We start from the raw sequence: 19,843 nt of genomic DNA on the forward strand, positions 1-19,843 counted from the left end.
TTAAGCAAAAGCATCAAAATAGAGTGTTTTTTAGGCATTTAAGGCCAAAAATAGATGAATACGTGTAAATTAATAGAGCAAGTTAGTAAATGCGTGATCTGTAAATCTCATTTACCTTTAGGCGCTCGTCCCGTAATACAATTTAACCCAAACGCACATATTTTAATTGCAGGTCAAGCACCTGGTATTAAAGTACACAAAACAGGCATACCCTTTAACGATGCAAGTGGTGACCGCTTACGAGAGTGGCTAGGGCTAACAAGTGATGAGTTTTATAACGCCAATAATATTGCTATTTTACCTATGGGTTTTTGTTACCCTGGTAAAGGAAGGTCGGGCGACTTACCACCACGAAAAGAGTGTGCACCGGCGTGGCGCGAGCAACTACTGACTGCATTACCCAATATTGAGCTAACAATAGTGCTTGGTAAATATGCACAGGCTTACCATTTACCACATACTAAAAACCAAACATTAACCGAGTTAGTAAAATCATGGCGTGAGTATTGGCCAACTCATTTAGTGCTTCCTCATCCAAGCCCACGCAATAATATTTGGCTTAAAAAGAATCCATGGTTTGAACACGATGTATTACCCGCACTTAGCATTCGCGTCGCGACTATTTTAAATAAGTAAAACGACTGGGCGTAACAAGCTCTCAGGATTAGAATTTATTTAATTTACGAGCTACTCAATGGCGGAGCAAGATTTATAACGCAGTTCTATTATCGTAAAACAAACCTTAATATTTACCGTAAAGGGGCTTTACAGCCAGCTTAAACTTTAATTAACTTACAAAAAAATAGATTTTGTTTATAGTTCTACTTCTCAGTACACACTATTAAAAATAAAAATCGAGGTTACCTAATTTGAATGCATCTATATTAACCGAAGTAATACTTCCTTTAGCCCTTGCGCTTATCATGTTTGGTATGGGTCTTGGGCTTACAATAAATGACTTCACTCGATTATTTAAAAGCCCACTTGCTATTGTTATGGGGTTAATTGGTCAACTTGTAGCAATGCCTTTATTAGCATTAGGGTTATGTTATTTAATGAACTTGCCAACACCCATAGCCATTGGACTAATGATATTAGCTGCATGCCCTGGGGGCACTATGTCAAATGTGGTAAGCCAACTCGCTAAAGCTAATTTAGCGCTTTCGGTGAGCTTAACGGCAGCTTCTACAGCTATTAGCATTGTAACTACACCGTTTATTATTGGCTTTGCTATGAATCAATTTGCACCGGCAGACGATACTAGTTTTTCTATTTTAACTACATCACTTGGGTTATTTGCTATTACCTTGGTGCCTGTTGCTATTGGTATTTGGTTACGTCACTCTAGAAGTGATTTTGCTATAAACATTGAGCCGTTTTTTAGGCGCTTCTCTTTATTTTTTATGCTTGCGATGATTGCGGCATTGGTAATAAAAGAGCGTAACTTATTAGTTAGCTCATTTAACGATGTATTTTGGGCGTGTATAGCGCTTAATATTGGCTCTATGATGTTAGGTTGGTTGATTGCTAAAAGTTCAAAATTAGATTTAACTGATTCGCTGACGCTTTCTATTGAAGTAGGGATTCAAAATGCATCGTTAGCCATTTTAATCGCTATTAGCTTTTTAAATAAACCAGCATACGCAGTAACTGGCGGCGTATATGGTCTTGCTATGTTTATAGGCCCACTTTTATTAATTGGCGCATTAAAACTTAAAAATAAACGCACTATGAAAGTTATACATGGAAATAAATAAACACCCACTTGTAACGATAATAGTTAACTATTAATTTTTCTTAAAAATATAAAATTTAGGCATCAAAAAAGGTGGCAACAGCCACCTTCTTTTATAAAATAATAAATTTATAGTAGTGCAAAAAGCTTTTTAAGTTGTGGCATATATTCGCTCACAAGCTCAAGGTTACTCTCACTAACAACTGGTTCGCTTGATTCAACAGCGCTTAATGTTTTTCCAAAAGAGCCCATTGACGAACTAGCACTACTGTCTTTAGCGCTTTTCATGCTGCTTAAACCACCCATAACTTTACTGGCTGTTTCTTTATTTTTTTCAGATAAACCAGATTTAAGGTTTTCGATGTAAGCCATAGAAACTTCAGAACCAACCGTAATTAACTGCTCTGGAGTAAAACCATAACGACTCGTTACACCTTCAAAGCTCTTGTACAGGTCTTGGTCTTTAATCATGCTCAGTGCACTGTTAGCTAAAGAACCTTGCTCTGATGTTGTTTGATCAGCAGAAGCGCCCAACATACTACCTAAATCAAGACCTTGTAAAGAGTCTTGGGCGCTCGCCCAGCTTGTTACTGCTGGTAATGCTTTCATGTAGTTTTGTAAGTCACCTTCAGTAATGTCTTTTGCAAAACCAGAAAAGCTCATTGCTAACAAACTAAGTGATACGAGTATTTTTTTCATGTAGGCGTTTCCTATTAATATATGAAGCCCTAAAAGCTAGAGCTGCGCAATTAGAAACTAAATAATTGCATATGCCAATACAAAAAAATGTATTAGCCGGTTTTACAGTACAAATTATGGCAAATGGATAAATATCTAAGATTTAAGTTGATTCACCACAAGTCAATGTACAGATGATATAATGCATTTTTGATAATTAGAGCTGAACACAATGTTAACAATTTCAAATACTGTCACTATAGATGAATGGGAGCTGGAGCTTACTGCAATTCGCTCGCAAGGTGCCGGTGGTCAAAATGTTAACAAAGTAGCGAGTGCTATTCATTTACGTTTTGACATTAATCGCTCTAAGCTTCCTGACTTTTATAAAGAACGTTTACTTGCCCTAAACGATACGCGTATTACTAAAGATGGCGTTTTAATAATTAAAGCGCAAAGTCATCGTACGCAGGAGCTTAACCGTGACGACGCCCTTAAACGTTTAAAAGACCTAATTTTAAGCGCAACAAAGGTAAACAAAGCGCGAAGAGCTACCAAACCAAGCCGTAATTCGCAACGCAAACGCATGGATAAAAAAACCAAGCACGGGCAAAACAAAGCTTTACGCGGCAGTGTCAAAATTTAAACCTTAACAATTGAAGCTATGCTTAACCATTAAGGAATGATCCAATGTGGGAGGGGTTGCGAGTCTAACAAAGTATGGGCTCCTCTACCTTGCAGCATGCCAAGTGTGGCTAACATACCCGCCTGAATACATTGTGGTGCAGCCACAGTAATAGAGCGCGGTGCATCAATCACCGACCAACCCGTTTTTGGGTCAAGAATATGACTGTAACGAACCCCGTTATTTAATAAGTAACGTTTAGCGTCGCCGCTTGTTGCAAGCGCACCACTGCGAAGCGAAACCACCATGGTTTTTTGTTGCTCAAAACCAGGGTGTTCAATACCGACTTGCCATGGTTGAGCATCATTTCGCTCACCGGTTACGGCTAAATCGCCCCCTAAATTAACCAATGCCGGAACATTACTACGCTGCTTGAGTAACTGAATACATTTGTCAACCGCGTACTCTTTGCCTATACCACCAAAATCAAGCTCCATTGCTGCAGGTAAGGTAATGGTGCTCTCATTAAAGAGTACTTTATCAAAGCCAATTTTAGGCAGTAGGGCGTTTATTTGCGAGCGGGTAGGGAGTGTATCTGAGCCGTCAAAATGCCATACTTGGCGTAAAATACCTGAACTTATGTCAAATAATCCTTGGCTTAAATTAAAGCATTGCTGGGCAAAGCTCAGTAAAGCAAAAGTTTCATTATCAATAGAAACAGCTCTACCTTGGCTGTTATTTATAGCCGTGCACACACTATTTGGATTATATCGGCTATATTTTTGCTCTATTCGCCAAACCTCATTAGCAACCAGGTTGCCAAGCTGCTTAGCTAAATGGGTATCGGTGCTGTCTAGCAATAATTCGCAAGGGCTTGCCATGGCATTAAATTGCACACTCAAACCCGCACCTTGCGAATGTACTGATATTGCTTGTTTACCCACGTTAGTCGCTCAAATTATTAAAATGAATAACTAAATTGTAGCACTACCGCATCTACGCTTGGAAATAAATCAAGCGATGACAATGCGCCTGGTTCTGCAAAACCATTATTAGTAGGCTGTTGAGTGTAATACTCAGCACGTAAAGATAACGCATGACCATTACTTAACTTAGTGCCGTATTCTAGTCCTAGCGTGTAAGCATCCATTTCACCAATACGGTAATCAGCGCTAGCATACTGTGGTAATGCCTCTGCAGCGTTTAAAAATGGTTGATAAAACTCAGCAGCAGACTGCTGATAATATCTAAAGTGGGGCTCTAAGTAGCTGTCATCCCAAAGTAGTAAGCGCCAACGCGTATCAACTGTATGAGAATTAATTTCCCAGTCATCCCACATATAACGATACGAAACATCAACAATACTGCTGTCTAAATGAACTTTAGATTGTAAGTACACACTTTGCTTTGTGCGCTTATCTGGGCGGTTTTCGTAAAGGTAATCTTGTGCTAAGCCCTCACTATTGACCACACTTAATACTTTAAACGGGTCGGATTGATAACCATCTACAATGGAGTGCGAATAGTTTAATTGCACCAACATGCGACGGTTAATAATTTGCGTCACCCCGATGAGTAAATCGGTCGTGGTTTTATCATCTTGATCGGTTAAACGCGTAGAGTTAAAAGTATCGTCCCACGTTGCGGCTTTACTATCGCCCACAGGCATGGAAGTAAACGCAATAGGTATACCACCTTCAGGGTTAAAAGTATCATTAAAGTAACTGCCACCTAACGAGAGGGTGGTGTTCTTTTTATTAAAATCAATCGCTAGACTACCATTAACACCCAGTGATAAGTAATCATATTCTTTTGAAATATGCACACCCGAACTAAATGTGTAATCACGCGCTAATGGCTGAGTCCACTGCGCATTAAGCTGAACACGCGTATCGCGAAAAGTATCATCTAACGGCGTTTCGCCAGGTTTTACATCATACTGACCATTGCCCGAAGGGCGTGTAAACGTTTGCACATCAGGTTGCGCTACGGCGCCATTGGCTGATGCACCGGTAAGCGTGTCTAAGGTTAACCGTAAATTTAAAAAGTGATCATCTGCAAATTCTTTTTTACCGTTGATCATGGCCTCGGTTGCCATAACTCGGTCGGTTTCACCATAATACAAAACGGCGGTGTCAAACTGCCAGTCTTTGTTTATTTCGGCCTGTGCAGTTGCTGAAGTGCCCAGCAATGCACACGCTGCTAACCCTAATGCAGAGGCAATATTAGGCGCTTGGTTTTTATGCATTTTAGATTCGATTAATTGCATCCGCAACCTCCGCCACCAAAGCTGCGACCCCCACTAGACGCTTCTTTGCTAAAGTAAATATGATCGTCTACCGCGGCATCTAAATCACTGCTCATAAGCATTTCATCTTTGGCAAGCAAATCGCGCTCCCACGGCTCCACGCCTAAACTAGCACACCCTGTTGCCGATACGACTAGCAAAATTATTACACTATTTTTTATTAATTTTTTCATTTAGACCTCTTAAGGCTGCGCCGCAAGTAGTTGATTTATTTCTTGCTCATAGTTAGCTTTTTTACTGCTGATAAAACCAACATGACGATATTTAATTTTTCCATCACGTCCAAAAACATAGCTACTTGGCATACCAATTAAATCGTATTTTTTGCCAATAGTTGCCTCTGGGTCGTAAATAATAGGGAAGTCCGCCGGTGTTTGATCCAAAAACGACAGTGCGTCTTTATGCTCAACATCTAAGTTAATTGCCAACACAGTAAAACCCTGCGCTTGGTACTTAGCCTGCATTTCATTGAGCCACGGAAATGATTTACGACACGGTGCACACCACGACGCCCAAAAGTCTAAAAATACAACCTGACCTTTTAACTCTGCTAGTGTGTTATTTAGTTGTTGCTCGCTAGAGATACGTAATGGTTGTGGATTAGCTTGCTCTGTCGCTGCAGTCACACTGCTTGCAAACATTATTGCAAACATAACCATAAGGCGAATAAAAATAGGCACTTATTAACGCTCCGTTTGTGGTTTTTATTATCGAATTTAACTGTATTAGCTAAACCTTAAGGAAGTCTTAAGAAAAGGTAATAAACCCACAAGGAGCGATTAAAATAAGAGAAAAATGCCTGATAGGGCTATCAGGCATTAAAAAGGCTAAAAGTTTAGCAAGTTAGCAGGAGAATATTGGTCAGTCAGCACCTTGGTATTAGCAGGCCAATCTTGCCCGTCTTTAGTGAAGTCCATAAACTCACTAATTACTTTTATGTCTATATCGTATTTTCCTAGTCGCGATGCTAACGCTTTTACGCGAACGTTTATTTGCTCGTTGGTTGGCGGTGCTTTAAGCCCCGCTAAAATAATACGGTTACTACGATTTTCACGACTCACATTTATAAAGTCGCCAAATACAGCGTGGTACGTTGCCGACTCATGCTCGTAAAGCTTACTGCTTGAAAACGTATTGGCCGCAATGACACCGTCCTCAGCTAAAACACTTTGCACTTCTTCAAAAAACTCTTTGGTAAGTAAATGCTCAGGTATATAGTCGCCATTAAAGGCATCTAAAATAATCCAATCGTATTTTTCTTTTTTAATCGCAGCGCGCTTTATAAAAATACGACCGTCTTGCACACTTGATGTAACCACATTGTTTTCAATAAAGTTAAAGTAATCACGTGCCACCTTTGTAACCGCTGGATCAATTTCTACGTTATGAATTTTTGCAGCAGGGTATAGCTCGTGAATAACATTAGAAAGCGTACCGCCACCTAACCCTATAATAAGTACATTTTTAGGATCGTCGATCACTAAAAGGCTCGCAAAAGTAAGCTTGGTATAATTAAAAACAAGTTTGTCGGGATCATTTTTATACATACAGCTTTGGCTAGTTTGAGAACTTTTAGTATTAAACTTAAGACAACGTAAATTACCCGTTTCTTCAACAATAATATTACGATAAAGCGAGCGTTCTTCATGAATAACCTCACTAAACGTAAAGCTCGAAAACACTATTAACGGCAGTAGCAAGTATTTAAACATGAGCAACTTCCTTTTTATTAACCAAAGTGTTAATAACAATAGCCAGCAAGCCAAGCGATCCAAGCGTTAAAGCAAAGGCGCTAATAATTGTGTTTACGTCGAACGCCAGTACAAAGTAAAAAGAGGTGATAATAGTACCCAGTGCACTACCAAGCGTACTTACAAAGTATAAACGGCCAGCCACTTGACCACTTTTATCGCTATCGGTTACCAGTAAGCGCACAGAGTAGGGCGAAATCATTCCTAAAATAATTGTTGGAATGAAAAATAATGCAGTTGAAGCTAACAGCGAGCCATAGCGGCTATCTTCAATATGGGTGAATATAAATTCCATTATCGGCTGCGAAAACAGCGTAATTGGCACCACCATGATACTGGCGACTAAAAATATTAAACCATATTTAGTCAGCGATGCATTTTGAGTACTTAACTTACCACCAAGTAAATAACCAAATGATAAGCTGAGCATAAACACAGTAATAATACTGCCCCAAATATGTACACTGCTTCCAAAAAAAGGCGCAAGTATTCGCCCGCCTAAAAGCTCAATTCCCATAATGCAAAAACCACTGCAAAAGGCTAAAAAATAAATTAATGCGTTTGTATTTAAAGTCATGTAATTATCGTTTGGTAACTTAATAGAGTTCCATACTAACGTGATGTAAACATGCCCGCCAGTGTAAAAACCACTCAGGAAGAACCTTTTAAAAACAAATTAGCCGTATTTAATAATTAGCGGTATACAACAAAGTAGCTCAGCAATGACTTAAATTTGCTATGTATAAACGCACAGCGCAGGCTAAAAGTGACTCGTAGTAAAATTTAGGAGGTCGCTAGTTGATGAAAAATACAATCACGTTGAACTACCCAGCACTTTGCATTTTTTAATAACCTTTATGTAGCGACTCTCAGCTAAAGGGTATTCCACTTTGCGAGATAAGCGAACATTAAAAAATTATGATATATGAACCTATGGGACGGCTATTGAGCGCACTGTCAAAATGTGGACTCATTGGCGTTATAATTGCCTATTTTTTAAAGCAAAAATTTGTAAAATGGGCTGGCTTTTATATTCGTTATTCGTTTTGGGCTAAGGCGTATTATGCGCAACACAAAGACAAGGGGAAGCCACATAACGGCATTATTAAATCACTGGCATTTAAATAGATAAGGATTGTATTTAGGTGTGGGAAAAAATACTCCTTATGATGAGTCGACGTATTTAGTACTCTTAAAACCCAGACGCTCACCACGGTTAAAATTTGCTATTAATAGCTAAATTTTACTAGTCGTCCACCTCAGGGCATGTTGTTATATGCCGTTGCCGAGTAAAGCCACAGCACCTTCTTTAACTTGTTCGTTTGTTAGAAAAATACCGCTTTGTGGTTCAAAAACTGCGGATTGCTTTTCGTATCCAAGTAGGTACGCAGAATTTAAAGCGATAGCCATTTCATTTAGATCTCCTCCCCAGCGAAATGTAATAACAACTGGTTTTTTATATAAGGAAGAATCAAAATTGGGGAAATAGTCAGTAAACTCTGAATAAGATGATATATAAGTTTCCACACCCGAGTCCTCCGTTTTTAATTTAACAGGAAGAAAGCCTGTGTGGTTCTTTAACTCTACGTTTTTCACATAATAAACAGGAGTATTTAACTGCTTTGCTAAATCATTAAGATCATTTGTATTTGGAACATCACTGAGTGATAAAATTACATAAAGTGTCATAGACATAGCAAGATCCTTTTATATTAATTTAGGCATATAACAGTCTAATTACAGCTGGTTAAAATTAGCGGCGAAGGAGCAAAACCAATTGTTTTTTGTCCTTTTGTCATGAGTTTGTTAGCGCGTACTTTGCTGGACACTTGGCTTTTCCCAACCAAAAATGCTTACACAATAATTGACACCAACCACTAAATATTCCGTTACTTCTGAATTACCCGATAGCAAAAAACCATTACGCTTACTCTCTAAGTCAAACCAACCACCCGAAGTTATTTCGTAAAACTAGACTAAACTAGATAGCCACTTTAATTAAATAAACAAAACGCTGCCATTGAATTTGATTTATAGGTTAAGAATTTATCTTTTATTACTCGGTTATTTACATTTCATCCATAAAAAACAAATTAGCACGCTTAAACCTAAATTCGGCTCATAAAAATGACTGCATGGTGCAGTTGTGATTTATTACTGAACAGTTTTACTGAGTAATTTAAATTTTATGCCAGTAGTTTTTCGCAGTTACTGATATTCGCCCGCCGCTTTCTGTTTAAATTTTTACAGTAACTTGCTTGTGAACTTGGCCTGCCTACTGCACCACGAAATACGCGCGTAAATTGCGTGGTGAGTTTTAACCAGTTTTCGGGGGATATATTCACTCTTTCGAGCAAGGGAAGGTTCATATTATCAATATGCCCGCGTTTGTCCTCTCGCATTATTCGCCCTGTTAGCTCAACAAGTTCTAGGTACGATTTAAGCTCAAACGGGAGCCCTTTTGGCATAATTTGGCGTGGCATGCCTGCAAAGCGAAGGAGCTGTTTTGGTTGTTTGCCTTCTTTTGCATATGTTAGACGTTGTTGGACACTGGTATGGTCTGACTCCTCTGGGGTGTTAGCCATTTTCACTCTAATGGGGTTTAAATCTACATAGGCCATACAAGCCGCAAGAGCTGCTTCATCTAATAATGCTTGAGACGTAAAGCGCCCCTCCCAAAAGCGGCCTGTGCAGTTATCTTCTTTATTTGCTCTGCGGGCAATATCTTCATTTAGTAATCGCATAAACCAGCTAATACTTGATAGACGCTCGCGGTATTGGTTTACTGTTTGGTTAAAAAAGATAAGTTCAGCTTTACTTAGCTTTTCGCCCTGTATGTATTTTTGTGCAAGAGCGGTGCCTTTACAAAGCTTATGCCAACGAATAATAATGGCTTTATCATTCAACCGATTCGCTTTTTTGTCATCAACATACAGTACTAAATGCGCATGATTACTCATTACAGCGTAAGCACACACATCAATACAAAATACCTTGGCTAACTCAAGTAGTTTATCTTCAACCCAGCCTCTGCGGTGCTCGTAAGATTGGCCAGTAAAACGGTCTTCGCCACATAAAAATGCACGGCGCACGCAACGCGAAATACAGTGATAATATTTTGTATCAACCAAACTTATTTGACGCTTTCTTGCAATTGCCATATGACACTCTGCTTACTTTTTACACTATATAAAGGCTAGCCTCTAACTTCGAAAAGTACAAAATTTAAAGTGGGTGTCTTGTTAATTGTCCTTGTTAATTGTCACACAAAATTTAAAGTGGGTGTCTTGTTAATTGTCACAAGGCGACAACAGTTAAGCATAGAGCTATTCCACTGCTGCCAACTTTTCGCTTTAGTTTGAAAGGTCGCGTTGTCGGTATCAATACCTTGCTGATATATGTTTTGAACGGCTAAAAAATCGTTCTTTGCAAATGGCCTTATGATGGCTGTTACTCCAATTTGAAGTTGTTTAGGACTCATATTGAGAAATCAATTCGTTGATTTTTCTTCTTACCGGTGACACTACATCTGACTGATTAGCTAAAATAACAACAATGAAGTCATCGTCTAAATATATGTCTAACCGCGCATCAACACCTAAATATGCACCGCCATGCCCTATAATTCTATTAGTATCGGTTCCACCGATTGAAAAACCATAACCATACCAAGGCGCTGAATTATGTTGTGTTTTTTCACTATAAGCTGATTGTGTTAACTCTTTATTTAATAATTTAAATTGTGTTAACGCCAAAGAAAAACGATGTAAGTCCCCAACCGTCGAAAAACCTCCACCGGCAGGGCTGCCTTTAATAGCTCTGGTGTAAATACTATTCACCCAACCATTGCTATGCATTCGTTTTAAATAACCCGTTGCTAGGTTATTGTTTACATCATCTAATGCAAAGCTCCCCGAATTTTGCATACCCGCTTTTTTATAAATATGCTTATCTACATAGCTGTAATAAGATTCCTCGGATACACTTTCAACTATAAGCCCAAGCATGAGCATTCCTGAATTACTGTATCGATTTCGTGTGCCCGGTTTAAAAAGAAGAGGGGTACTTGCCACTAGGGGTTTATAAGCTGAAAGGTCACGATATGCCTCTTTGTTACTGGCATTAAATTCTTCATTAAAAAAGTTACCTAATCCAGACGTGTGTGTTAAAAGGTGCCTAACAGTAATTAAATCTGTATCGCCTTCAGGGAGCCAGCTTTTATCCACAAAGTTAACTAGCTTATCGTCGAGTTTGAGTTTGCCTTTTTCAACAAGTTGCAACGCCGCTATAGCGGTAAACATTTTATTCATAGAGCCTAAAGAAAACTTAGTCTCTAAATTATTTTTAACCTGCCACTCTTTGCTGGCATAACCTACCGCCTTTTGAAATAAAACATTTTGGCCTTTAGCGACTAATACAGCACCAGAAAACGCGTTGTTACTATCTAAGTGATCAATAAATTGTGCTAATTCTTGGCTAAGGCTTTTTGTGGTGAGTGAAGCATTTTTTATATTTTTTGACTCAACATCATTAAAACTGCTGTAGTTAATTTTGTGAGGAGGTGAGCTTTGTTTATTTATAACAAGCTCATATTCAAGGTTATTATTTTGAGAAATAACACGTATACGATCATTATTATTTTTTTCTGGTAAGTATTCTAATACTTTTAGTTTACCGTAAGTATTTTTCTCGTTTAAAAATACTCCAACATAAGCATCGAGGCCGTAGGTCTCTATTCTACTCTGAGACATATTATTTGAGAGAAAATCAATAACTTCACTCTGCTGCCCCTCGTTAAAAACAGTAATGAAATTTTGCGCTGTATTTTCATTACTATGAGCCGTATAAGATAGGCAAAGTACAACTAAACCAGTAATAAGATGCTTCATAAAAATCCCTTTTTAATAATTAAAATTATAGCTTAATAACCGCTAACATATCGTCGTCATCCTCATCGAAGCCAACTTCTTCAAACCCAAAACTTGTATAAAAGTCTTTAGCTATTGGGTTTTGCGGGTTATAACAAATTTCAATTTGTTCAAGCTTAGAAGTCGTTTTAATCTCTTCAATAGCCATATTGAGGGCTTTGCGCCCAATGCCTTTATTTTGATGAGTTTGATCCACCATAAAGCGCCAAATAGAAACCTTTGTAGGGGTTTCTTGTACCCACATAAAAAAGCCTACTGGCAGAGCATTTAGGTAAATAGCTTTACAGGTATACCCGCCATTGTAGTGAGCCTCAACTAACGACCACATATTACACGCTACGTATTCTTCTTGTGTTTTAGCAACCTCTAAATCGCATATCGCTTCGTAGTTATCGGCGGTGATATCTTCCAATGACAGTTTCATGCTTTTCCTTCAGTACAACTTTGTGTGATTAGTAAGCTATCAGTGTATGTACCTATAATCAAATAAATGAAGAAATTGATTTTTATACACCCTTAAATTTGCCTAAATAACGACCTACACACCTATTTAAAACAACAAGGCCGCAGTAATAAATACTGCGGTCTTTGTTTTTAGCTAAGTGCTTTAAACTAGGTACGTTTAGTAAGCGCCTGCGCTGTAAATAAGCTCGTAGCTGTGGCTGTAAATCTCAAGGATGTTGCCAAACGGGTCTTCCATGTAGATCATGCGGTACGGCTTTTCACCCGGGTAGTAATAACGAGGGGCTTGCATACGTTTTTTACCGCCAGCTTCTACAATACGCTCTGCTAGGCCTTCTACATCTGGGTCTTGAACACAAAAATGAAAGATGCCTGTTTTCCAGTATTCAAAGTTGTTTTTTGGGTTTTCTTGGTTTTTAAATTCAAAAATTTCGACACCAATACGATCCCCTGTAGATAGGTGCGCTATTTTAAATTTTTCCCACTTTTCGCCAAATACTTCGGTACACATTTCGCCAATGGGGCTTTTGTCTTCAGTAATTAAAGTGGGTTCCATTATGGTGTACCAACCCATAACCTTAGTGTAAAACTCGACTGCTTTTTCAACGTCGGGAACCGAAATCCCTATGTGCGAAAAACTACGTGGATATGTATGACTCATAATACTTCCTCTTTAACTTGTGACTTAGCTAGTGACTAATCTTATGACTAGTTGATGGAGTTAGTTTACGAACAGGGAAGCATTGAGTAAAATTATCATTAATCATCATTTTGAGTACGTTTTGTAATGATAAACCCTACATGGTTAAACACATTTTGCACCTTAGTTGAGGTAAATCATTTTACCCAAACCGCCGAGCGCCTTTATATGACGCAGTCGGGCGTGAGTCAGCACATTAAAAAGCTAGAGCAACAAGTTGATTGTGCTTTACTTGAGCGCCACGGTAAGCAGTTTTCACTCACGCCTCAGGGCCAAAACTTATATCAGCAGGGCAGTCAACTTCTTAAAGATTGGCAGTTTTTAGAACAACAATTAAAAGATGATTCGCCGTACAGCGGAGCGGTAAAGATTCAATCGCCGGGTAGTTGTGGTTTAAAGTTTTATAATCAATTATTAGCACTGCAATCTGAGCATAAAGAACTGATTATTGATTACCGTTTTGCGCCAAATGTGAGTGTGGAGCAAGCTGTGGCAAACCACAGCGCCGATATTGGCTTTTTAACTCATCCACCTACGCTTAGCGAAATAACAAGCCACAAAATTGGTAAAGAAGCGCTATTACTCATAACACCCGCAACAATTAAAATTCCAACGTGGCAAATATTATGTAATTTAGGATTTATAGGTCATCCCGACGCGAAACACCATGCGCAGTTGTTATTGAGCGAAAACTATAGTGAGTTTGAGCATATTAACCAAATAAAGCAGACGGGATTTTCTAACCAAATTAGTTTAATACTAGAACCAGTAAGTTTAGGGCTTGGCTTTACGATATTACCTGCCAACGCGGTAGGTGCTTTTAATAAGCCTGAGCTTATTAAAACGCACTATTTAGCAAATCCCGTTAATGAGACTATCTATGTGTGCCACCACCGAAAGAGGCCGCTGGCAAAACGGATGAATACAGTGATTGAGCTAATTAAGTCAAGTTAAAGGTCTTATTTTTGTCTTTCGTCATATTGGGTATTGAGCTGAATACCTTTTTCATAGCGCTTATTCATCGCTGTATCTGAACGGTTAAAATAATATAGCCATTTCATGTACTGATTAGTTAAAGCTTGTCGATAGAGTCCGTTAACTTGAAAACGTATTGCAGAGGTTTCGCTGAAAAACGGTAAACGCCTTGCTTTACATTTGAGTTTAAGCCGTAAACATAGCTCTGTATCTTCAAAAATATCTATTAGCGGCAACATACCTACGTCGAGTAGAAGTTGTTTTTTTGCAAATAAACAATGGTCTAAATAATACACTCCCCGTTTATCACCGCGAATATAATTAGAATACCAAGAGGTAAACTGAAGTAATGGATGGCGTATATTAAATTTATGGGTAAATGCCCCCCACGACATCTGATCTGCGTGTTTGTTTAACGCATTCAACCCTGCAATATCAATTATGCTACGAGGGTGATGAAGCACAATTGTGTCAGCATTTGCTTGCACAATACCCGCATTGAGCCGGCCTGCTCGTGATGCTATATCGGTTTTAATTAAGCACACGCCCGCAGCATTAATTATATCGATGGTGTTATCGGTGCTTCCCCCATCCACACAAATTATTTCGCAGTTTTTTAAATGTTGATACGCCTTGAGGATCCGTTGTAAATACCCTGTTTTTTCTTCATTTAAAGTAGGAATAATAATACTTAACATACTTTTATAACCTCATAGTTCAGAATATTACTCATGAAAACTCACTTTAGCGAGCGAGAATAGTTCATTAATTGTACGTAATAGTGCTTTACGTGCTGGGCGAGTATCTGACTGTAGATCAATCAATAATTTTTTAAGATCGCTAACATAATCAATATCGTAACCAGGTAAGCAATATTTCACCGATAATTTATTCTGCCTACACTGATGTGATAATGATTGCGATAATTCATTCGTGCTCCAAGGTAAATGGGTTAATACTGGCCAAGGTACTTTGTTAGCCATAATGATGACGCCACCATCATCAGCGTGATGCAAAGCTACGTCATTACTTTGTAATGCACTAATTGTTGCCTCAAAATATTGATGATTGAGTATTGGGGCGTCAGTACCTATGAACACTAATTGGTCATGCCCTTGTTCTCGTAGCTGATTATCAACATAGTTTAATCTATCGCCTAAGTTACCTAATTGCCCAAGCGGTAACTGCGCTATTACGTGAGCATTACTTACTAAAGAATGTGCCCACTGCGTATCGCTTTCGTTTGAACAAGCAATAACAACAGGCCCTTGCCAATTATTGGCATCCTCTATTGCGCATGCTAACAATGCATGTGCAATTTTAAGTGCGCATTGTGCATTCGACCCTTCAACAAGCCGCTGCTTACCTTGATTGAGTTTAGGCCGCTTACAAAAACAACTAACGTCGCTTGGTTTAAAACTAATTTAATTGTTTGTTTTGACGCTTTATTACTTTGGTTTATTTTATTCATTTTAATCACAGCTCACGTAGCACTAATAATTTTGTAATTCGCATTTATAACTAGGGCTTGTTTATCTTTCTAGGCTAAATTTGCAGCCATTTGTTTGTTTTTTCAGGCAGTACTGTGTTGTTATTTCCCATAAATAGGCAATAACTGAGCATCAATTCCAAGCATGCGCTACCCTTGAGCCATCCTAGAGACGACTTACTCTTTGTTGCTCGGTTGTAACTTATCCCACGCTTATTCATACTCACTACCTCTAAGCTGCGCTGTATTTTTAATACTGGATTGGCGAATAAATAATGTTGCGATCATGGATAAAATACCGATACCAGCTTTAATTGAGCCCGTCACTGTGCCGCTAATTTTTGATTGACCTATTCGCACTTTAGAGTCAACAGCGTATTCGCTCACTTGCATACCAAGAATGATCGCTTTAACTTGCATTTCTACAGTCCAGCCAAACGAGGTATCAGCCATATTTAAAGCGTGTAGCGACGACAAACGAATGGCCCTAAATGGCCCTAAATCAGTTATTTTTTGCTGCCAAAATAATGTTATTAAGTGACTAGATAGCCAGTTACCAAAAAGTTGTGGTTTAGTTAAAGCTCCATTTTCAATGGTGCCTAAGGTTCTTGATCCAATAGCAAGATCGTCACCATTAACAATCCCATTTAGTAATGAAAGGGCTTGATCCACAAAGCAAGAATCATCACCATCTACAAAAAGTACAATATCGCATGAGGGAAGCTTAGCGATGGCGGTTAAACAAGCAATACCATAACCAGGTGTACTTTGATGAACAACTTGAGCACCATTAGCGGTTGCTACTTTTGCAGTGTTGTCTGTGGAACCATTGTCACAAACAATAACGTTATCAATAACCGCCTGCTCATCAAACATTAAAGTAATCAAATTTCTGACCACAATGGAAATAGCTTGCTCTTCGTTAAGAGCAGGAATAACAACGGCAACTTTATGACCTTTATACATTTTTAATCTCAATAATGTTAACGCCGCCACGTGATTTTTCAGACATTTGCACAGGGCTAGCTGCGAGTGTATCTTTTTTGATAATGGCGGAAGTTTTTCGGTTTATTTCAGCAAAAGACAATGTGCCTGTTGGGCAGGTTTGTACACAGGCGGAGCAACGAACGCATTGTGGATCGGTCATTGGTTGGCCTTTACTTGCAAAAGCCATAACATCAATGCCTTGATGGCATACAGTTGTACATTGATTACAACTAATACATTTCGATTTTTCACTAACAATAGCAAAGCGACCAAAGCGACTGTATATATGCATTAATGCCGCTAATGGACAAGCAAATCGACACCATGTACGCCCTGAGTATTTAAAATAAAGGCCAAACCCTAAAATACCGGCTAATAAAATATCAACAACCCACTTATAACTAAATGCGTTTACTAATTGGTAGTCCTTGTTCTCGCCTTTTAAAAACAGATTAAACATATGGTTCATCCATGACTCAGGATATATCCACCCTAAAACACGAATGACTAATAACACTGCCGCTATTAATAAAATGAACTGACCAAGCATATTTAGCTTATTCCACTTAGAACCGTGTGGCATTTTATGGCGTTGCTTATCTCCCATAGTTTCAGCCATAGCACCGCAAGAGCAAATCCAACTACAATAAGCGCCTTTGCCCCACTTCATCACAATAATTGGAATAATAACGAATGTTTGAATAGCCCCAATAACTAACCAAGCAACTTGGGGAGTGTCGGTAAATACGGTATACACACCTAACGGCCAAGCGAAGATAAAACTATATGCATGCCAATAAGCGCGTGGGTGCCCCCATTCAGGCCATGTGTGAGTCGCAAGTTCTTGCGCTGAGATATAACTGGGAAACAACGCATCGGCAAAGCTTTTGCCTATTCCTGCATCAAATACACCGTTATAGCCAAGTAATGGTAAAATTATTTCTGGCAATAAAAATAATGGAAACAATTGAATCGCAAACAAAACTGACGTTTGTACTGTTACATAAGGTGTTTTTCGTCGTTTAATTCGTTGCCAACCAAAAATACCAATTAATAGGGTATAAAGAACGGTGTAGTAAAACGAACGACTTTTTAAAGAAACCGCTATTGTGCCAATTAAGGTACTGCGATCATTCACTTGCAACTGCCACCATTCACCAAAGCCTGTAATTAGGGTTGGCATTTGGTCGGGATAAGAAAAAGTACTCCAAAATGAATTTAAAAAACCATAGCCTTTCCAATCGTATAGTGCAGTTAATGCAACTAAAAAAAGGGCAAAGAAAGCCCAGCCAGACCATGTGCTTTCGCCACTGATATCCATTTTTGAACGTCTGAAGAAATCTAGCGGGGCTTCACGACCAGTTGCTAACAACACGCTATCGTTATCTAATATTTCATCTATACCATCTTTATTTTTTAACTGCACAGACCGTGGTGAAATTTTACTGACTTGAGTCGCCATTTTAAGCGTCACTTTGTCATCTTTTACCAATTGAGTTACTTGTTCGACATTCTCTGGTTTTGCCCGATTAAACTGATTTTGTCGATAAGATAAAGTAACTTTAGCGCCTGCCTCTGCTGTTGCAATCGCAGCCTCTAATGCGCTATCACCTCCGCCAACGATTAATAGTTCTTTATCTTTATAATATTGTGCGTCAATAAAACGATTTGCTACCTTTGGTAAATCTTCACCTTCAACATTCAATTTTCGATAATTACCAGAGCGCCCAATAGCAACAATCACGCGATGAGCCATTAAGCTATCACCATTATCTAAAGTAACACGTAGTTTGTTGCCCTCTTTATTTACATGGCTAACTTGCGCCAGTCTAGCTTCAATATTGTGGGCAGTAGTTTGCTCTTTAAGTTCGGTTAACAGGTTTTCTTTATGACTTACTTTATTTGAAAATTGTAATTCGCCTTCAGGCTTCATGTGAGTGGGGTAAGTATAAATAGGTTTATTATTAGGAAAATTTTCAATCGTTGAAAATGGTTTATTACTTTCTAACAACGTAACATTAAGCTGCTGTTTTTTACCTTCAATAGCGGCAGAATATCCACTAACGCCACCACCAATAACAATAACATCTACAACATCAGTTGTTTGCGTACGGTTACTAAAAGTAGTATCGGCAATAATAGAGCGAATAGCTTTAGCGCCCGTATCGCTGGAGAATTTAAGTAAAGGAATACCCGTTAAATCACCAACAACATACACACCTTTAATATTGGTTGTGCCATCTGCATTCACTAATGGTTGCTTTTCTACAGTGCGATCAGGCCATTGTCCGTGCAACCAGTGATAATAATTATTAATAATGTTCAATTTGTATATTCCAATATAAAGTTTTATGTTTATGAATTATCAATGTGATTCATCTTTGAAGTCTTTTTAATGCCGTAATAAATCAGCCCCAATAACGTTAACACGTATAAAACACCTAAAAGCACAACAGGCCAAAGCGCAGGTTGCCATTGTTGACAGCAAAGGAAATTACCGAGTACTTCGTATGTCATGGGCATAAGTAATAACCAAGCAAGTAAATAAATATTTGGGCGCAAGGCAAGCAAGGGAACTAACGGGAGTAAATACCAAGGAAAAAGCACAGGGCTTAATATAAGGGGCAAAGCCAAGGCTGCTTGCATACACAAATAAATAACCGATTTACTCATGTATCGGGTTTTACTGTATTTAAAACTTGTATAAGCAATAAACAACACCGCTATAACTCCCATAACAAACAGAGCTAAAACAACCTGATAATTGGTTAGTAGAGAATCAAGTGCAGTAAAAATAGGGGACGCATTACGCCATTTTTCAAAAAAACACTAATACTGCCTACGGGTACATACCCAAGCGCAATGGTAATACCATAAATTAGCGCGACAGTCGTAACCCAGCTGAGCACCAAAATTAAAGCGGGTTTTAATGATTTTTGTAAAAAAATAATGGCAGTAATAACATAACGGGTAAAATTTTCAGCGACATACCAATACCAATAGCGATACCGCAATATAAAAGTGATTGTCGCTGCCAAAAATAAATTGCGACAATCACTGCCAATGCAGAAAAAGCATCTATATGTAACCCAACACCAGTTTCTAAAATCAGTAATGGCGACAACGCAACAAGTGCTAAATTATTTAATTTGTTGGCCTTTTTTAATACTAAAGCCGACACATACACCGTTAATAACCCTGCAAG

The 19,843-nt window shown here is 38.6% G+C and carries 21 protein-coding genes and 1 pseudogene; 4 read left to right on the forward strand and 18 right to left on the reverse strand.

Annotated features, from left to right (window positions below):
- Window positions 1-54: 54 nt before the first annotated feature.
- Window positions 55-636 (forward strand): uracil-DNA glycosylase family protein, encoded by a 582-nt coding sequence (locus P20652_RS13045; RefSeq protein WP_008167006.1) that lies wholly within the window; start codon window positions 55-57, stop codon window positions 634-636.
- A 233-nt stretch (window positions 637-869) separates the two neighbouring features.
- Complete coding sequence (locus P20652_RS13040; protein WP_008167008.1) at window positions 870-1,757, forward strand: bile acid:sodium symporter family protein; 888 nt, start codon at window positions 870-872, stop codon at window positions 1,755-1,757.
- 107 nt (window positions 1,758-1,864) lie between these two features.
- On the opposite strand, the gene P20652_RS13035 is transcribed toward P20652_RS13040, so the two are convergent.
- Window positions 1,865-2,434, reverse strand: a complete 570-nt coding sequence (locus P20652_RS13035) for a hypothetical protein (protein ID WP_008167010.1) — start codon at window positions 2,432-2,434, stop codon at window positions 1,865-1,867.
- A gap of 211 nt (window positions 2,435-2,645) precedes the next feature.
- Between P20652_RS13035 and arfB the strand changes: the two genes are divergently transcribed.
- Complete coding sequence (gene arfB / locus P20652_RS13030; protein ID WP_008167011.1) at window positions 2,646-3,059, forward strand: alternative ribosome rescue aminoacyl-tRNA hydrolase ArfB; 414 nt, start codon at window positions 2,646-2,648, stop codon at window positions 3,057-3,059.
- A 29-nt stretch (window positions 3,060-3,088) separates the two neighbouring features.
- On the opposite strand, the gene P20652_RS13025 is transcribed toward arfB, so the two are convergent.
- The 11 genes from P20652_RS13025 to P20652_RS12970 form a co-directional block, all read right to left on the reverse strand.
- On the reverse strand, window positions 3,089-3,982 hold the full coding sequence (locus P20652_RS13025; protein WP_008167013.1) for an FAD:protein FMN transferase: 894 nt from the start codon (window positions 3,980-3,982) through the stop codon (window positions 3,089-3,091).
- Between the two features lie 17 nt (window positions 3,983-3,999).
- Complete coding sequence (locus tag P20652_RS13020; protein WP_008167014.1) at window positions 4,000-5,307, reverse strand: DUF3570 domain-containing protein; 1,308 nt, start codon at window positions 5,305-5,307, stop codon at window positions 4,000-4,002.
- On the reverse strand, window positions 5,298-5,519 hold the full coding sequence (locus P20652_RS13015) for a DUF4266 domain-containing protein (protein ID WP_008167016.1): 222 nt from the start codon (window positions 5,517-5,519) through the stop codon (window positions 5,298-5,300). The genes P20652_RS13020 and P20652_RS13015 overlap by 10 nt, the downstream gene beginning before the upstream one ends.
- A 9-nt stretch (window positions 5,520-5,528) precedes the next feature.
- Window positions 5,529-6,026, reverse strand: a complete 498-nt coding sequence (locus P20652_RS13010) for a TlpA disulfide reductase family protein (RefSeq protein ID WP_008167018.1) — start codon at window positions 6,024-6,026, stop codon at window positions 5,529-5,531.
- 147 nt (window positions 6,027-6,173) lie between these two features.
- Window positions 6,174-7,058, reverse strand: coding sequence for a spermidine synthase (locus P20652_RS13005; protein WP_008167020.1), 885 nt, complete (start codon window positions 7,056-7,058; stop codon window positions 6,174-6,176).
- Window positions 7,051-7,674, reverse strand: a complete 624-nt coding sequence (locus tag P20652_RS13000) for a fused MFS/spermidine synthase (RefSeq protein WP_008167021.1) — start codon at window positions 7,672-7,674, stop codon at window positions 7,051-7,053. Before P20652_RS13000 ends, P20652_RS13005 begins: the two co-directional genes overlap by 8 nt.
- Before the next feature lie 695 nt (window positions 7,675-8,369).
- Window positions 8,370-8,792, reverse strand: a complete 423-nt coding sequence (locus P20652_RS12990) for a hypothetical protein (RefSeq protein ID WP_008167025.1) — start codon at window positions 8,790-8,792, stop codon at window positions 8,370-8,372.
- A gap of 491 nt (window positions 8,793-9,283) precedes the next feature.
- A complete protein-coding gene (locus tag P20652_RS12985) occupies window positions 9,284-10,258 on the reverse strand; it encodes a transposase (RefSeq protein WP_008167029.1) in 975 nt (324 codons plus the stop codon).
- A gap of 309 nt (window positions 10,259-10,567) precedes the next feature.
- Window positions 10,568-11,986, reverse strand: coding sequence for a serine hydrolase (locus P20652_RS12980; RefSeq protein ID WP_008167031.1), 1,419 nt, complete (start codon window positions 11,984-11,986; stop codon window positions 10,568-10,570).
- Window positions 11,987-12,011: 25 nt separating this feature from the next.
- Window positions 12,012-12,449, reverse strand: coding sequence for an N-acetyltransferase (locus P20652_RS12975; protein WP_008167034.1), 438 nt, complete (start codon window positions 12,447-12,449; stop codon window positions 12,012-12,014).
- A gap of 198 nt (window positions 12,450-12,647) precedes the next feature.
- Window positions 12,648-13,148, reverse strand: a complete 501-nt coding sequence (locus tag P20652_RS12970) for a lactoylglutathione lyase family protein (protein WP_008167036.1) — start codon at window positions 13,146-13,148, stop codon at window positions 12,648-12,650.
- A gap of 126 nt (window positions 13,149-13,274) precedes the next feature.
- Here P20652_RS12970 and P20652_RS12965 point away from each other — a divergent pair, with 126 nt between their 5' ends.
- A complete protein-coding gene (locus P20652_RS12965; protein ID WP_008167038.1) occupies window positions 13,275-14,141 on the forward strand; it encodes a LysR family transcriptional regulator in 867 nt (288 codons plus the stop codon).
- A gap of 5 nt (window positions 14,142-14,146) precedes the next feature.
- On the opposite strand, the gene P20652_RS12960 is transcribed toward P20652_RS12965, so the two are convergent.
- The 6 genes and pseudogenes from P20652_RS12960 to P20652_RS20785 all read right to left on the reverse strand — a co-directional run.
- Window positions 14,147-14,860 carry a glycosyltransferase gene (locus P20652_RS12960; protein WP_008167040.1) on the reverse strand — a complete coding sequence of 238 codons (714 nt, stop codon included), beginning with the start codon at window positions 14,858-14,860 and terminating at the stop codon, window positions 14,147-14,149.
- A 27-nt stretch (window positions 14,861-14,887) separates the two neighbouring features.
- A complete protein-coding gene (locus tag P20652_RS17660; RefSeq protein ID WP_008167042.1) occupies window positions 14,888-15,469 on the reverse strand; it encodes a DUF2064 domain-containing protein in 582 nt (193 codons plus the stop codon).
- Window positions 15,470-15,864: 395 nt separating this feature from the next.
- Window positions 15,865-16,617, reverse strand: coding sequence for a glycosyltransferase family 2 protein (locus P20652_RS12955; protein ID WP_008167046.1), 753 nt, complete (start codon window positions 16,615-16,617; stop codon window positions 15,865-15,867).
- Window positions 16,610-18,964, reverse strand: a complete 2,355-nt coding sequence (locus tag P20652_RS12950; protein ID WP_008167048.1) for an NAD(P)-binding domain-containing protein — start codon at window positions 18,962-18,964, stop codon at window positions 16,610-16,612. The genes P20652_RS12955 and P20652_RS12950 overlap by 8 nt, the downstream gene beginning before the upstream one ends.
- A 29-nt stretch (window positions 18,965-18,993) precedes the next feature.
- The gene (locus P20652_RS20780; RefSeq protein WP_237707101.1) at window positions 18,994-19,374 is read right to left on the reverse strand and encodes a hypothetical protein; all 381 of its coding nucleotides are present in this window, start codon (window positions 19,372-19,374) and stop codon (window positions 18,994-18,996) included.
- A gap of 190 nt (window positions 19,375-19,564) precedes the next feature.
- Window positions 19,565-19,843: pseudogene (locus P20652_RS20785) on the reverse strand (hypothetical protein); the annotation flags it as partial.

Origin of the sequence: Pseudoalteromonas sp. BSi20652, assembly GCF_000239855.1 — a bacterium.
GTDB lineage: Bacteria > Pseudomonadota > Gammaproteobacteria > Enterobacterales > Alteromonadaceae > Pseudoalteromonas.

Excerpts from the sequence above, each read along its gene's own strand:
- P20652_RS12975 (WP_008167034.1), bottom strand. The coding sequence starts at position 12,449 with ATGAAACTGTCATTGGAAGATATCACCGCCGATAACTACGAAGCGATA.
- P20652_RS20780 (WP_237707101.1), bottom strand. The coding sequence starts at position 19,374 with ATGGGAGTTATAGCGGTGTTGTTTATTGCTTATACAAGTTTTAAATAC.
- arfB (WP_008167011.1), top strand. The coding sequence starts at position 2,646 with ATGTTAACAATTTCAAATACTGTCACTATAGATGAATGGGAGCTGGAG.
- P20652_RS12955 (WP_008167046.1), bottom strand. The coding sequence starts at position 16,617 with ATGTATAAAGGTCATAAAGTTGCCGTTGTTATTCCTGCTCTTAACGAA.
- P20652_RS12970 (WP_008167036.1), bottom strand. The coding sequence starts at position 13,148 with ATGAGTCATACATATCCACGTAGTTTTTCGCACATAGGGATTTCGGTT.
- P20652_RS13020 (WP_008167014.1), bottom strand. The coding sequence starts at position 5,307 with ATGCAATTAATCGAATCTAAAATGCATAAAAACCAAGCGCCTAATATT.
- P20652_RS13000 (WP_008167021.1), bottom strand. The coding sequence starts at position 7,674 with ATGACTTTAAATACAAACGCATTAATTTATTTTTTAGCCTTTTGCAGT.
- P20652_RS12985 (WP_008167029.1), bottom strand. The coding sequence starts at position 10,258 with ATGGCAATTGCAAGAAAGCGTCAAATAAGTTTGGTTGATACAAAATAT.
- P20652_RS12980 (WP_008167031.1), bottom strand. The coding sequence starts at position 11,986 with ATGAAGCATCTTATTACTGGTTTAGTTGTACTTTGCCTATCTTATACG.
- P20652_RS13045 (WP_008167006.1), top strand. The coding sequence starts at position 55 with ATGAATACGTGTAAATTAATAGAGCAAGTTAGTAAATGCGTGATCTGT.
- P20652_RS12965 (WP_008167038.1), top strand. The coding sequence starts at position 13,275 with ATGATAAACCCTACATGGTTAAACACATTTTGCACCTTAGTTGAGGTA.
- P20652_RS13015 (WP_008167016.1), bottom strand. The coding sequence starts at position 5,519 with ATGAAAAAATTAATAAAAAATAGTGTAATAATTTTGCTAGTCGTATCG.
- P20652_RS12990 (WP_008167025.1), bottom strand. The coding sequence starts at position 8,792 with ATGTCTATGACACTTTATGTAATTTTATCACTCAGTGATGTTCCAAAT.
- P20652_RS12960 (WP_008167040.1), bottom strand. The coding sequence starts at position 14,860 with ATGTTAAGTATTATTATTCCTACTTTAAATGAAGAAAAAACAGGGTAT.
- P20652_RS13035 (WP_008167010.1), bottom strand. The coding sequence starts at position 2,434 with ATGAAAAAAATACTCGTATCACTTAGTTTGTTAGCAATGAGCTTTTCT.
- P20652_RS13005 (WP_008167020.1), bottom strand. The coding sequence starts at position 7,058 with ATGTTTAAATACTTGCTACTGCCGTTAATAGTGTTTTCGAGCTTTACG.